This is a genomic window from Desulfuribacillus stibiiarsenatis (genome assembly GCF_001742305.1).
GTDB classification, from domain to species: domain Bacteria; phylum Bacillota; class Bacilli; order Desulfuribacillales; family Desulfuribacillaceae; genus Desulfuribacillus_A; species Desulfuribacillus_A stibiiarsenatis.
In genome coordinates this window covers 77,950-91,785 of record NZ_MJAT01000005.1, presented here as the reverse complement: position 1 = coordinate 91,785, position 13,836 = coordinate 77,950, and the positions used below count along the sequence as shown (strand labels likewise).

Genomic DNA, 13,836 nt, shown 5'->3' with positions numbered 1-13,836 from the left:
CTTGTGAATAGTTTGTCTGTTCTATCAACATAGCAGGTTTCCTGTCCTGCACAGTCTGCATTCTTTCGAATGCGAGAATTGACGTTGTTATGATTGCACTATACAGTTTTCAAGGAACTTTTTGATGGATTGTTTTTGCTTCAACCCACGCTTGTTTGTTTCGTTTGTGTCATCGCCTTGTTTTTAGCGACTTTCATATCATATCACAGCCAGTTTGTTGTGTCAACATGTTTTTTCAAATTCTTTTTTTGAGTTCTGTTCGAAATCTTTTTTTGAATTTGTGTAGGGCGATTCTTTCGAAATTGCCTCACCATGTTGCAAGCCGAAGCTTGTGTCTGTTGTATGATGTGTTGTTTGTGCTCGTTTCGGAGCGACAAATAGTATCTTACCACGAATCGAGAATCGCTTCAATTACGAATTTAAAACAAATCCCAGCTTGTCGCGATAAGAAAACTGCTTGTCTCTATTATTCTTGTGTATAATCGTTTTTTTGTTATCATTCGATATTGTGTTTTTATATTAGCTATTCAGTTTTATAGTTGTTGTTTCCATAGCTTTTTTGGTTTTAGCTTTGGTTTTAGCTTTGGTTTTAGCTTTGGCTTTGGTTTTAGCTTTGGCTTTGGTTTTAGCTTTGGCTTTGGCATTGGCTTTAGCTTTAGCTAATTTCGTTTATTACTATTTGGTTAATAACTAATTTTTAGTAGCTACTACATAGTAGAAGTAATCTTTCCATTCGTGTAGCTGCACTGCATGGATTCTTTGTTCATTGAACACTGATTGAAGGTACTGCGGATCTAATCGATGGTTGATTGGCGGCCCGTACGACATTTCTTTCTTCTGCCATTCTAATATAAAGATTTTACCGCCTGTCTTTAGGCTTTTCATCCAATTAGATAGAAAGCTCGGAATGTCTTCTACTTCATGGGCAACCAAAGATGCGATAATAAAGTCAAACTCTTTCCCTTGATTCTGTTCTTCTTGAATATCTTGTTGGAGTACTTGTATATTAGAAATTCCTTTACTCGCAATTTCGTCTTGTAGCATACTTATCATCTTATCCGAAATGTCTACCGCTAGAACTTGTCCACTACTTCCGACAATCTCTGCTGCTGGGATTGCAAAGAAACCAGGACCCGCACCGAGGTCTAGAACCGAAGCTCCTGCTTTTAAGCCGGCAAGCTGCAAAATTCTATCAGGTTCGATTAAATGCTTCCTTTCTTCCGTCGTGAGCTTATGTGCCTTACTATCATTGAATTTCCTATCCTGCCCCATTTAATAAAACCCCTTTATAGTAATATTATTGAAACAACCCAATCTCACCGACAAAATAATTCAGCAAAACCGGCGTAATAAGCCCCTCTACCAAACCTGCAACAACTAAAAGCACTGTGATAAAAACAAAAACATACATCGACTCGCGGAAAACCGCCGTATAGCTCTGCCACCTTGTAAGGCCGGGCAATGGTTTAATCCAAACGGTTCCGAGTTTTATGCCAAAGCCACCTGCAATCAAGATTGCTGGTATCTCAAATATACCGTGAGGCATGACGCCGAAGATTAACAGCATAATAGGGGATACCCCTGCCTCGCCAATCATACTAAGCACAACACCAATAAGCACTCCATTGATAAAGAGACCAAAGATTGTAGGTATCGCTACTATTGATCCTAATAATATAAACATAAAAGCTGACCTTATATTGTTTAAGAAAATTACCCAAGTTGCATAGAATGGATGGCCGTTTTCGGCAATTTTCTCCCCTAAATCTTTGATTGTTCCTAACGCTTCTTCTATTAGTCCATAAAACTGATCGACAAATACTACTCCCAATCCATTACCAACAATAAAAATAATACCCGCTAGATATATGTAGTTTCGGTTTTCTTTGATTAGCGATAATATTCGATACATGTTTCCCCTCCGCACTTTTGTACATCTATTATAATCGCTATTCAGAAAGTTTCAACTTGATGCGTGTTATTTATCTGAATAAGTTATCGGTATGAAATTCTGTGCATAAGTATTAAGTATGTCTCATTATTCTATATAAGAAATTCAAATTGATAAACAACAACTCAACAAATTAGGGGGTCGTTTGATGCGATTATTTATTTTAAATCGTAAAGCTTTACTTCGTTATGGTTCTTTCGTGTTTTTGTTATTATTCGCTGTTGGTCTCATCTATATAGAGCGAAATTATATCTCTGTATTCTCTACATCAAATCCTTCCGCTATCTATAAAGTCAATACAGAGCAGAAGATGGTTGCTTTAACCTTTGATATTAGCTGGGGACGTAAAGCACCCGAACCGATTCTTAATATTTTAGAACAAAAAAACGCAAAAGCTGTGACGTTCTTCTTATCTGGTCCATGGGCACGAGATAATGCTGATTTGGTACGTAGAATGGATCAGATGGGCATTGAGATTGCCAGCCACGGTTGGAAACACGTGAACTATAGTAAGTACGATGATGAGTACATAAAAGAACAAATGCTATTAGCACACCAAACCTTACTGGAACTGACCGGGAAAGAACCGACTTTAATCCGTACTCCAAACGGCGATTTCAACAAAAGGACTCTAAAAGTCGCAGCAGATATGGGGTATTCTGTCATTCAGTGGGATACAGATTCTAAGGACTGGATGCGCCCTGGTCCTGATAAAATTGTTGAAAATGTACTATCCAAAGTTCATCCCGGAGATATTATACTTCTACACGCTAGTGATTCTGCACTTCAAACTATTGATGCGCTACCTAGAATTATTGATGGCTTGCGAGAAAAAGGATATAAAATCGTCACCGTCACACAACTCATCGAAAATGCTACTGCAAAGAAGAAGATTGAATAATTACGAGCCCAACGTCACCTTCAAATTCTTCATCGGTTACAATACTGAAGGATTGCTGATGTCGACTGGCTAATTGAATATATTTCATGTTTAATTCTGGAGAATTGGTGCCATTGCAAATCAATTTTAAATTTCGTTTTTGTCCTATTATGTTTTCTACCTCCTTTAACGTTTCTTTGCTGTGTAAGGATGCTCGATCATACGATATGATAACGTCTGACCTCTCATATCCTAAAAAGAGCTTACGTTCTTGATTCAACGGCATCCTTTCAGCCCCTTTTAAAACGCTCTCCACTAAAGATTTGCGCTCATCCACAATATAACCTCCTAGTAGTCCTCTTTATCATTGTCTTTTTCCAAGTTTCCTATATATAGATTTTACTTTTCCAATATCTTTATCCGTATAATTAAACTTCCTCCACTCATACTAAAAATAGGTGACGATAACAGGAGGAATATAAATGATGAATCATAAAAAAACAAAATCCATGAAAATCGGCTTAGCCCTTTCTATAATCACTGTGTTTCTATATGGATGTAGCCCCGCCCAGCGACCAGAGGATAGTAAGCAAAATTACCAAGATACAAAACAAATGGTAGTTGATTCCTTAGGTTCGAAAGAGGGTAGAGAAGCAATCAAGAACTTGCTTAAAGACCCTGAAATTAAAAAAGAAATCATTATCGAAGATGCCGATGTAAAATCTGCTGTCGCAGAATCCATACTAGATCCGAAAAACCGCAAAGTGTTAGAAAGTGCATTAAAAGACCCAAAGTTTGCAGCTGATTTCGCCAAAAATGTTCAAGAGCAGCACAAAGAATTACTCAAAAATCTAATGCTCGACCCAGATTATCGCGAACTCATGATTCAGGTATTTAGTGAGCCTGACTTTCAAAAGATGTTAACGGAACAGTTAAAAGGTTCTGCGATGCGAAAGCAAATGCAAGAGGCAGCAAAAGAAGCCTTTCTTACACCAGCCGCTCGATTAGAGCTTATGGAAATGCTTCGTAAAATCCAAAAAGAAGAGTTAGAAATACAAATTAAAGAAGACGCTGGCGGTGGCGGCGGAGAAGAAGAAGGCGGCGGTGGCGAAGGTGGCGCAGGGAGTGGCGGTGAACAATCTGCTTCTGTCGTGATGTAATAAAGATAGAAAAGAACTGACCCTATATGGTGTCAGTTCTTTTCTATCTTTGATATTTTATGTAAGGTTTTTCATTAAGTATTCATGATTCATGTATTCTTGATTCATGTATTCTTATTTAAACGTTATATTTTTTGTTCTGCAAATAATACACAATTATCTTTAAGTACCTTCTGCACTTCTTGCTTGCGATGCTCCTCAGATAAGTGCTGATATTTTAACGTGAATTGTGCTTGAATTGCTGCTTTTGCTGATTCAAGTAGCATATCCGTCAGATGAGTACAGCCGTTTTGGTCACCAATCTTCTCGCGGATGCTTTTCGTCAGTCCCTCCCCGATTGTAAGACCAATGATTTTCTGCAAATTTCCTAAGGCAGGTTCGCATTCCTTCTCAGGTTTTCTTAGCATCTGCGCCTTTATATCTTGTATCGTCATTTCTGGATAAGTTATAAACACTTCCATAATCATTTCATGACGTGTGTCATTCATCGCCGTGACAGCTTTAAGCGTGTTCGAATCTAACATTTCCACTGTACTAAACTTTTGTCTTGTAAAAATAAACATACAGCTCGCCCCTTACGCATTCCTAAGTCTTGTAAGAAGCCATTATACTATGAAGTTCGCAAGCTGTAAAACACATTATTGTGGTTGCTCGGCTATATATTCAATAATTCCTAAATAAATACTGTGCGCCAGACGCGTCTGATAATCTTGCGTTGTCATCAATTGCGCTTCTTCTGGATTGGAGAGAAAACCAACTTCGATGACGACTGCAGGTACCTTCACTTCGCGGATTAAGTATATTCTTTTATCCGGCAGCGGTACACGCTCCGTTTTTCCAGTTACTTCTATTAAGTAGCCCTGAATTCTCTCTGCCAACAACTTGCTTTTCTCACTGCCTATCGGATAAAAAGACTGTGCACCTGACCATCTTTCAGAAGGAATTGAATTTAGATGCACGCTTACTAACAACTCTGCTTTTGACTCGTTAATCATCTTTACCCTAGTACGTAAATCTTCTACTTTTCTGCGACTTAAGCCCTTCGTATTTTCCTTTGCTAGGTCATAGTCGCCTTCTCTTGTCATAATCACAGCAGCGCCTGCTTGTTGTAAATAGTCTCTTACCTTTTGAGCGATTTCTAACGTAATGTCCTTTTCTATAATACCGGATTGGGAAATGGCACCACCATCAGGACCTCCGTGACCGGCGTCAATCGCAATCACTTTTCCCGATAAAGGCAGACCAAGGGTCTCCTTCGTTTCTTGAAAACCTGGAAGCATTACATACACTAAGATAAACACTAGTGAGTATATAAAGAGTCCTTTTACCTTTCTTCGCAATCGTTCCATTCCATCACTCCATTTATATAGCTTGTGCCGCAAAATGAATTTTGCGCTATAATAGTATGTATATTTACTATAAATATGCATTTTTACCGCAGAAAGACGTGAAACTATGGATTTTTTCACAAAAAATTTAACGATTCGGACAAAGATTACTTTACTTGTGTTTGGCCTTGTTTTCGTTTCGATTTCATTAGGCGCCGCCCTACTCATTGAGAATGTTCACACTTCTGTAGAAGATGAATTAGGTGAACGGGTAAGAGCTATTGCAAAAACCGTCGCTCAAATGGATGATTTGAAAGAAAATATTACAAAGCCAGACGGTTGGAAACACATTCAACCAATCGCAGAACGTGTACGTCTCGCAACAAATATTGATTATATTGTCGTGCTCGATATGAATCGTATTCGCTTCTCAAGCCCCTTAGAAGACCGCATTGGAACTGTATTTTCCGGAGGAGATGAGGGTCCAGCTTTTGCTGAGTTCGAATATGTATCACAAGCTCAAGGTGTATTAGGACCTTCGATTCGAGCTTTTGTACCAATTATGGATGAATCCAATCAATTGGGAGTCGTGGTTGCTGGTGTCCTTACACCTACCTACGGAGCCCTTGTGACGAAATACAAGGCGCACATTTATTTCGCCTTACTAGCCGCCCTCGTCTTGGGATTTGTCGGTTCTTGGTTTCTAGCAAACCACATTAAGAATCAACTATTTAACATGGAACCGCTAGAGATTGCCCATAAGTTAGAGGAAAGAAGTGCAGTATTCCATTCTATTAAGGAAGGTATTATTGCCGTGAATCGCGACGGATATGTGACAGTTTTTAACAACCATGCACGCAGACTTTTAGGATATAACAAATGTGATATACTAGATTCACTACACATTGATAATATTATACCTACTAACCTAGCCTTAAAGGTGATGGATACAGGAGAACCTGAATTCAATCGCAATCTCTTTATTCGAAACAAATTATACATTTCGAGCTGCGTACCTATTATTGTTAAATCTAAAATTTTGGGTTCTGTTACGACCTTCCAGGACCAATCGGATATCTATTTGCTCGCTGAAGAACTAACAGGGGTTAAAAAATTCATTGAAGCTCTGCGAGCGCAGAATCATGAGCATATGAATAAAATGCACACGATTGCAGGCCTTTTGCAATTACAACAATATAGCAACGCTATAGATTACATCTTTTCAATTACAGAAGAGCAACAAGTGTTAACAGGCTTTTTCACGAAGAACTTTTCCGATTATAGTATTTCTGGTCTTCTATTAGGAAAGCATAGCCGCGGAAAAGAGCTCGGCATCAATCTAATGATTGATCCCGAGAGTACTTTAAAGGTTCTTCCTAAACATGTAAGCCCAAGTGTCTTTGTTATTATTATCGGTAACTTAGTTGAGAACGCCATGGACGCAGTCCTGAAAAACCCCATCGGACAGAGAAATATCTATTTATATATCAAAGATAAACAAAATACGATTCATATTGTGGTCCGAGATAATGGCTGCGGGATTCCTGAAAAGATACGTTCTAGCGTATTTAATCAAGGCTTCACAACCAAAACACAGAAAAACCATGGAATTGGACTCGCACTTGTGCAAGAGTATATAAAGGCGGCAGATGGTACGATAGATTTTGAATCTGAAGTAGATATTGGTAGTACGTTTTATGTAACCATCCCAATTAATCGGGTATAGGAGGAGAAGGCATTGAATTTACGTATGTTGATCGTAGAAGATGATCCTATGGTAATGGAGATTCATAAGCAATTTATTGATCGCGCGAATTGTTTCGACATTGTTGGGACAGCTAGCACTGGTACTGATGCTATCGATGCTGCGGTTCATTTAAAACCGCAAATCATTATGTTAGATATTTATCTGCCGGACATGGATGGTTTAACAATTCTCAAGGAACTTCGTCGGCTAGAGATACCATCTGATGTTATCTTAATAACCGCCGCAAGGGATTCTTATACCATAAAAGAGGCTTTCCGTTACGGTGCTGTAGATTACATTGTTAAACCATTCAAATACGAGCGCTTAAAACAAGCACTCGACATCTATACACAAATGAACGATTGTCTTGGTGGTCAAGAATATTTTTCCCAAGAAGAGATTGACCGTCTAGGAAATCCTGCAACGAAGGAAGTTACTTCTACCTTATCCACCACTAGTTTCGAGGATATGAAGGATTTACCAAAGGGTTTAAATGAGTTGACGCTTAGACAAATCGTCCTTTACCTATTAAAGCAGACGGACGGAAAGTCAGCAGAAGAAGTCGCAGAGGGTATAGGGCTCGCACGAGTCACTGCTAGAAGATATCTAGAATTTCTAGAAACCGTTAATAAAGTTAAACTCGAGGTCCAATACGGAAGCGTTGGTAGGCCTGTCAATCGATATCGGCCCATCCGTTAAAATTAGAGGAGTGATCCTATGATTCTCAAAAGCTTTCGACATATTCATCGTGTTTGGCAAGGAAATTCCTTTCATTGGGTCATATCCAGTGTGCTTATCTTAGTATGCATAGTGTTACTTGCAGGTTGCTCGATACCACCGAATCCTGGCAATCTATTTTCGGGGAAAAAAGTTGTTGGTGTAGACTTCGAGCAAGTAGGTCCAGAAGATAAGATTGTCATTAAATTTTCCCACGTAGTTGCTGAGAATACACCTAAGGGCTTGGCAGCCAACAAGTTCAAACGATTAGCAGAATCTAAAACCAATGGTCGTGTAGAGGTACAGATTTTCCCCAACGCACAACTGTATGATGACGATGCAGCAATCGCTGCCTTACAGCAAAACCAAGTACAAATGATTGCGCCAGCAACTTCAAAGATGACATATCTCATTCCTGAATGGCAAGTATTCGACTTGCCGTATGCTTTCCGCGATGAGGAAGCTGTCAAACAAGCTATGGAAGGTGAATTAGGCCTGAAGTTGTTTTCATTACTAGAACCACACGGTTTGATTGGTCTCACAATGTGGGATAACGGATTTAAGCAATTGACTACGAAAAAACGGCCAATCCACAAGCTGAACGATATCCAAGGGCTTAGCTTTCGTATTATGGATAGCAATATATTAAAAAAACAGTTTGAGTTATTCGGTGCTACTCCTGTTGTGACTAGATTCTCAGATGTCTATAGCTTTCTCGAACAAGATATGACAGACGGGCAAGAGAATACTCTTTCGAATATTTATACGAAGCGTTTTTATGAGGTCCAGGATTATTTGACTGTCAGTGACCATGGCTACCTTGGTTATGCCGTGATTACGAATCAGGAGTTCTGGAATGCTATACCCGATGATATACAGATATTATTAGAGGAAGCAATGAAAGAAACAACACAGTGGATTAGAGTAAATGCGAAACGAATCAATGAAGAGCAATTAGAGAATCTAACGCGCACACAACGTTTACGAGTTCATTATTTAACTGCCACGGATAAGGCTGAGTGGAAGAAACTATTATCCCCTGTTTATCAACAGCTAACTTCAGAAATCGGAAATGAGTATATGCGCTTTCTACCTAAATGATACGGACATACGCAAATAAAAATCCCCAGACCAAGTGGTCCGGGGATTTGTTTGTAATATTAACGCTTTGAGAATTGTGGTGCACGACGAGCTTTTTTAAGACCGTATTTCTTACGCTCAGTCATACGAGGGTCACGAGTTAAGAATCCTGCACGCTTAAGTGTTACACGTAGTTCAGGGTCTGCTTGTAAAAGCGCTCTTGAAATTCCGTGACGGATTGCGCCAGCTTGACCTGAGAAGCCACCACCATGAACGTTTACTAAAACGTTGTAGCTTCCTAATGTTTCAGTAAGCACTAGAGGTTGCTTAGCAATTAGCTTTAGCGTCTCTAGATCGAAGTAATCGTTAATTTCTCTTTTATTGATAATCATCTGTCCATCGCCAGGTACTAAACGTACACGTGCAACGGCATTTTTACGTCTTCCAGTTCCATAATATTGTACAGTAGCCAAAGTGCTAACCTCCCTTACGAATTAAGTTCCCATGTTTTAGGTTGTTGTGCTTGTTGTTCGTGTTCTGCACCAGCATACACGCGTAATTTCTTCATTTGAGCTGCGCCAAGCTTTGTGTGAGGAACCATGCCCTTAATCGCTTGGAATACCATTAGCTCTGGTTTTGTCTTAAGCATGTCTTTTGCTTTTGTAGTCTTAAGACCACCTGGATATAAAGAGTGACGATAGTAGTTCTTTTGCTCAAGTTTCTTACCTGTTAATACAACCTTCGCACAGTTAATGACGATAACGAAATCACCAGTATCTATATGTGGAGTAAATTCAGGTTTATGTTTTCCTCTTAATAGTGATGCTGCTTCAGTAGCAAGACGTCCTAAAGTCTTACCTTCGGCATCAATTACATACCAGTCACGTTGCACGCTACCTGGTTTTGCCATAAATGTCGTACGCATAGGAAAAGTTCCCTCCTTACAAATTTTTATCTGTTCCCGTATATGGGTTAATTTTTAGTTGTTCATTTCTTACAATGGCTCTTCTAAACGCCGGGGCTTGGGAATTTAGAATACCGTTTAACATTATACCCCGTCAAAATTTCAATGTCAATACTTTGCAACGCATCCGTGCGTTTTTTTCTACTGTTTTTTGTGTTTGACACTCCACAGGCTTAAACCATGCGGTGGGGCAGTGATTGTACCCTTTGTTCGATCCTTCGTTTCGAGTATCTCTTTGATTTGAATCGGTAGTAAGTTACCCTTGCCGACTTCTATCAATGCTCCGGCTATGATTCTCACCATGTTATACAGAAATCCATTCCCGGTGACATAGATTTTAATTTGCTGTTTTCTTTTCTTGATTTCTATTCCATAGATCGTACGAACCTTATCCTGTACATCCGTCTTTTGCGAGCAGAATGCTGTAAAATCATGCTCCCCTAACAAATATATGGCGGCTTCTTTCATAGTCGATATGTCTAATGTTTTCTCGATGTGAAATGCATATCGTCTCTGCAAAACATCTGGATATGGCCTGTTATCAATGACATAGCAGTACGTCTTTTCTATTACATCGTAACGAGCATGAAACGTATCCTTCACCTTCCGAGCTTGATATACTACAATATCACTAGGAAGGAAAGCATTGATGACTTTTGCCAGTTTATATGTGGGTATGGAAGTCTCAATATCAAAGTGCGCCACTTGATGCATTGCGTGCACTCCCCGGTCCGTTCTCCCGGAAGCCGTCGTGCGAATCGGACTTTGAAACACTTTTGACAAAGCTATGTCTAACTCTTGTTGGACCGTTCTGCCCTTCGGTTGTACTTGATAGCCTAAGAAATTAGACCCATCATAACCAAATACAATTTTATACCTCGTCATCAACCATACCCCTTTAGGTCTATTTACCTTGTCCAGTAAGAAGCTGCATGATAATCAAGCTTGTTAGTATTAGTAACATTCCTAACGTTAGATAGTCTCGCCACGAAAACATAAGCTGACGGTATTTTGATCTACCGTCCCCTCCACGATACCCTCTTGCCTCCATAGCAGTAGCCAAGTCTTCGGCCCGTTTAAAACTCATAATTAGGAGAGGAATCAGTAGGGGCACAAAATGCTTCACCCGTTCCAATACACTGCCTCGCATAAACGATCCACCACGTGCTGTTTGAGCTTTGATTAGTTTATCTGTCTCTCGCAGTAGTGTCGGAATAAACCGAATCGAAATCGTCAGCATAAGGGCAATTTCATGGACTGGCAATACCCGCTTTAACGGTTTCATTAAGCTTTCTATGCCCTCTGTGAGTTCTATCGGAGATGTTGTTAATGTAAGGAGCGTAGAGAAGTACATCAACAGAAATAGACGGTAGGATACTATGGCGCCTGTTATCACACCTTCTGAGTAAACTGCCAGAAAGCTATATTGCCACAGCAATGCTCCTTCTTTGTTAATGAAAATGTGTAGAAAGAATGTCAAGTAAACGAACCATAGAATCGGTCGCATCCCCTGGTACAAATGGCGTGCCTGAATGCCCGATACTCCATATATAATTACACTTAAAAGGCCGATACCAGCATACATCGACCAATGATATGCGCCAAACACAATCATCATTAACAGAAATACACTGATTAATTTCGAGCGCGGATCTAAGCGATGTAAGAAAGAGTCAATAGAAACATATTGTCCAATTAAGATTTGATTTATCATCGATTACTCCTTGGTCAATGTCAATTCCGTTCGCAAAAAATCAGCAAACTTCGATTCCGATTCTAATACGTTGTGTAATTCTGATAAGGCAGTTGTTATCTTGCCTTTACGGATTAGTTCCATAGCAAGCTTTACTAGCATCGGAGGTTCTATCAGCGTATTCCCCTGCTGCCATTCTGCCAGTAGACGTTCCTTGGTTCCTTGAAAAACTACTTGTTTATTATGAAAGATTAGGAATAAGTCTGTATATTGCCATAGTTCATCAATATGATGGGAAACGCATACAGTCGTCCACTGATTCTGTTTATGAAGGGTATACAAGCGTGCTAATAGATTTCTTTTGCTAAGCGGATCTAACCCCGCCATTGGTTCATCTAGAATCATTAACCGTGGATTCATAGCAAGGATGCCTGCTATGGCAACTCTTCTCATTTCTCCACCACTAAGTTCAAAAGGAGATCTATCGGCAAATCGTTGGGCATCTAGTTCTACTTCGCGAAGCGCATTTTGAACAATCTCCTGAATATCTGTCTCGCTATATTTAAGATTTCTTGGTCCGTACGCAATATCCTGCCCGACAGTTTCTTCGAACAACTGATGCTCCGGGTATTGAAACACATAACCTATCTTTGTCCACATGTCATGTAGTTTTTGTTTGTCTATTTTATTTGGTTTTTTGGAAGTAGCTTGAACAGATTGCTGACCTTCTGTATAATTAACATTTCCGCTTGTTGGGTGGATTAGGCCTTTGATGAGTTGTAGAGCTGTAGTCTTGCCCGATCCCGTGTGTCCAAGAACTGTTACCAGCTTTTGCCGCGGAATCGTAAAGCTCACTTCCTTTAACGCTTGTTCCTCATAAGGTGTCTTGATTCCATAGGTGTACGATACTTGCTCAAATGTTATTTGCATAATTGCATCACCAATTCATCAAAGGTCAGTGTCATATCTTCGAACATGTTCAATTCCTTATTCATTCGGATAGCAAAAGGTAACTCAAGGTGATAAGAATCAATCGAATGATCCGACTGAAAGACTTCGCTAGGGCTTCCTTGCAGGACAACTCGTCCTTGATGCATGACATAAATTCTATCACAATCAACCGCTTCCTCCATATCATGTGTAATCCGAATCACGGTTGCTGTTTGCTCTTGTAATAAAGTCTTGATTGATGATTGCACTTCTCGTCTACCTTCGTAATCTAGCATTGACGTTGCCTCGTCAAAAATAATAACATCTGGCTCCATGGCAATAACCCCTGCAATCGCTACTCGTTGTTTTTGACCGCCTGATAATTGATAGGGCTCTTTCTTACGCAAAGATTCTAGGTCGAACATCGCTAACACTTTCTCAAGCCTTGCTTGCATGACTTCTCTCGATAGTCCTAGATTCTCCATGCCAAATACAATATCGTCTTCCACTGTGGCAGCGACAATTTGATTTTCTGGATTTTGAAATACCATACCTACGGCTTTTCGAATCGACCATATATGCTCTGGAACACTAGTATCATATGCACCAACTTGTATGTTACCAGATTTGGGTGCTAGAAGTGCATTGAAATGCCTTGCTAGTGTTGATTTGCCAGAGCCATTCGCACCTAATATTACGATATGGGTTCCTTTTTCAATAGACAATGAAACATCCTCGATAGCTGAAGTTACACCTTCTCCATAGTAAAACACTACCTGGTGCGCTTGGATATACGCAGTCTTTAACATCTTTGAGGTTCCCCTCCCCCACTACAGAAAGATAAAGATGAAGATAAAGAAAACTTGGCATTCGCCAAGCTTTAGCGAAGAGAATGCCTTAGTTGCACTTATACTATCTACATTTAAATAAATATACTTTTGATAGTACAAAAAAAGGCATTTAGAATCTTGGATTCCAAGTGCCTTTCGTTATTACTCAACTAATTCTAAATATACCATTGGTGCAGCATCGCCGCGACGTGGTCCAATCTTTAGAATACGAGTGTAACCACCTTGTCTGTTTTCGTAGCGAGATGCGATGTCTGAGAATAGCTTTTGGATTGCATCTTGACTAGTCTCTCCACCAGCTTCTCTAGCACGCACAAATGAAGCTACTTGGCGTCGAGCATGTAGATCTCCACGTTTTGCTAAAGTAATCATCTTCTCAGCGATTGAGCGGACTTCCTTTGCCTTAGCTTCCGTTGTCTCTATACGTTCATGTATAATTAAGTTTGTAACAAGATCTCTGAATAACGCTTTGCGTTGGGAGCTTGTTCTGCCTAATTTAGCATAAGCCACTACTTTCCCCTCCTTTTGTACGCAAAAT

The 13,836-nt window shown here is 39.8% G+C and carries 18 protein-coding genes; 6 read left to right on the top strand and 12 right to left on the bottom strand.

Annotation, left to right across the window (positions count from 1 at the left end; all coding sequences use genetic code 11):
• Positions 1 to 559 precede the first annotated feature (559 nt).
• Positions 560 to 694 carry a hypothetical protein gene (locus BHU72_RS16360; protein ID WP_301553484.1) on the top strand — a complete coding sequence of 45 codons (135 nt, stop codon included), beginning with the start codon at positions 560 to 562 and terminating at the stop codon, positions 692 to 694.
• Here the strand turns inward: BHU72_RS16360 and BHU72_RS04020 are convergent.
• Together BHU72_RS04020 and BHU72_RS04015 are read right to left on the bottom strand one after the other, a co-directional pair.
• Positions 691 to 1,272 carry a class I SAM-dependent methyltransferase gene (locus BHU72_RS04020; protein WP_069701347.1) on the bottom strand — a complete coding sequence of 194 codons (582 nt, stop codon included), beginning with the start codon at positions 1,270 to 1,272 and terminating at the stop codon, positions 691 to 693. The genes BHU72_RS16360 and BHU72_RS04020 overlap by 4 nt on opposite strands.
• 25 nt (positions 1,273 to 1,297) lie before the next feature.
• Positions 1,298 to 1,912: a stage II sporulation protein M gene (locus BHU72_RS04015; RefSeq protein ID WP_069701346.1), complete on the bottom strand. Its 615-nt coding sequence runs from the start codon at positions 1,910 to 1,912 to the stop codon at positions 1,298 to 1,300.
• Between the two features lie 187 nt (positions 1,913 to 2,099).
• Between BHU72_RS04015 and pdaB the strand changes: the two genes are divergently transcribed.
• Positions 2,100 to 2,852: a polysaccharide deacetylase family sporulation protein PdaB gene (pdaB, locus tag BHU72_RS04010; RefSeq protein WP_069701345.1), complete on the top strand. Its 753-nt coding sequence runs from the start codon at positions 2,100 to 2,102 to the stop codon at positions 2,850 to 2,852.
• On the opposite strand, the gene BHU72_RS04005 is transcribed toward pdaB, so the two are convergent.
• A complete protein-coding gene (locus BHU72_RS04005; protein ID WP_069701344.1) occupies positions 2,827 to 3,168 on the bottom strand; it encodes a DUF1694 domain-containing protein in 342 nt (113 codons plus the stop codon). The genes pdaB and BHU72_RS04005 overlap by 26 nt on opposite strands.
• 145 nt (positions 3,169 to 3,313) lie before the next feature.
• On the opposite strand from BHU72_RS04005, the gene gerD reads away from it, so the two are divergent.
• Positions 3,314 to 3,991 carry a spore germination lipoprotein GerD gene (gene gerD / locus BHU72_RS04000; protein ID WP_069701343.1) on the top strand — a complete coding sequence of 226 codons (678 nt, stop codon included), beginning with the start codon at positions 3,314 to 3,316 and terminating at the stop codon, positions 3,989 to 3,991.
• A gap of 125 nt (positions 3,992 to 4,116) precedes the next feature.
• Here the strand turns inward: gerD and BHU72_RS03995 are convergent, their stop codons facing one another.
• Entirely contained in the window at positions 4,117 to 4,554 is a 438-nt protein-coding gene (locus BHU72_RS03995; protein WP_069701342.1) for a DUF2889 domain-containing protein, read from the bottom strand.
• 75 nt (positions 4,555 to 4,629) lie between these two features.
• Positions 4,630 to 5,340 (bottom strand): N-acetylmuramoyl-L-alanine amidase CwlD, encoded by a 711-nt coding sequence (gene cwlD, locus BHU72_RS03990; RefSeq protein ID WP_069701341.1) that lies wholly within the window; start codon positions 5,338 to 5,340, stop codon positions 4,630 to 4,632.
• 106 nt (positions 5,341 to 5,446) lie between these two features.
• On the opposite strand from cwlD, the gene BHU72_RS03985 reads away from it, so the two are divergent.
• Genes BHU72_RS03985 through BHU72_RS03975 form a run of 3 tightly spaced genes read left to right on the top strand, consistent with a single transcriptional unit; the run spans position 5,447 to position 8,884 of the window.
• A complete protein-coding gene (locus BHU72_RS03985; RefSeq protein ID WP_069701340.1) occupies positions 5,447 to 7,045 on the top strand; it encodes an ATP-binding protein in 1,599 nt (532 codons plus the stop codon).
• 12 nt (positions 7,046 to 7,057) lie between these two features.
• Positions 7,058 to 7,765, top strand: a complete 708-nt coding sequence (locus tag BHU72_RS03980) for a response regulator (RefSeq protein WP_069701339.1) — start codon at positions 7,058 to 7,060, stop codon at positions 7,763 to 7,765.
• An 18-nt stretch (positions 7,766 to 7,783) separates the two neighbouring features.
• Positions 7,784 to 8,884, top strand: coding sequence for a DctP family TRAP transporter solute-binding subunit (locus BHU72_RS03975; protein ID WP_083248241.1), 1,101 nt, complete (start codon positions 7,784 to 7,786; stop codon positions 8,882 to 8,884).
• Between the two features lie 59 nt (positions 8,885 to 8,943).
• Here the strand turns inward: BHU72_RS03975 and rpsI are convergent, their stop codons facing one another.
• From rpsI to rplQ, 7 genes are all read right to left on the bottom strand, one after another.
• The gene (rpsI, locus tag BHU72_RS03970; RefSeq protein ID WP_069701338.1) at positions 8,944 to 9,336 is read right to left on the bottom strand and encodes a 30S ribosomal protein S9; all 393 of its coding nucleotides are present in this window, start codon (positions 9,334 to 9,336) and stop codon (positions 8,944 to 8,946) included.
• Between the two features lie 14 nt (positions 9,337 to 9,350).
• Positions 9,351 to 9,788: a 50S ribosomal protein L13 gene (rplM, locus tag BHU72_RS03965; protein WP_069701337.1), complete on the bottom strand. Its 438-nt coding sequence runs from the start codon at positions 9,786 to 9,788 to the stop codon at positions 9,351 to 9,353.
• A 180-nt stretch (positions 9,789 to 9,968) separates the two neighbouring features.
• Entirely contained in the window at positions 9,969 to 10,712 is a 744-nt protein-coding gene (gene truA, locus BHU72_RS03960) for a tRNA pseudouridine(38-40) synthase TruA (RefSeq protein ID WP_069701336.1), read from the bottom strand.
• Positions 10,713 to 10,731: 19 nt separating this feature from the next.
• Positions 10,732 to 11,541: an energy-coupling factor transporter transmembrane component T family protein gene (locus BHU72_RS03955; protein WP_069701335.1), complete on the bottom strand. Its 810-nt coding sequence runs from the start codon at positions 11,539 to 11,541 to the stop codon at positions 10,732 to 10,734.
• Between the two features lie 3 nt (positions 11,542 to 11,544).
• Positions 11,545 to 12,450: an ATP-binding cassette domain-containing protein gene (locus tag BHU72_RS03950; RefSeq protein WP_069701334.1), complete on the bottom strand. Its 906-nt coding sequence runs from the start codon at positions 12,448 to 12,450 to the stop codon at positions 11,545 to 11,547.
• A complete protein-coding gene (locus BHU72_RS03945) occupies positions 12,441 to 13,259 on the bottom strand; it encodes an energy-coupling factor transporter ATPase (RefSeq protein WP_069701333.1) in 819 nt (272 codons plus the stop codon). The genes BHU72_RS03950 and BHU72_RS03945 overlap by 10 nt, the downstream gene beginning before the upstream one ends.
• 183 nt (positions 13,260 to 13,442) lie before the next feature.
• Entirely contained in the window at positions 13,443 to 13,808 is a 366-nt protein-coding gene (gene rplQ, locus BHU72_RS03940; RefSeq protein ID WP_069701332.1) for a 50S ribosomal protein L17, read from the bottom strand.
• Between the last annotated feature and the right edge of the window lie 28 nt (positions 13,809 to 13,836).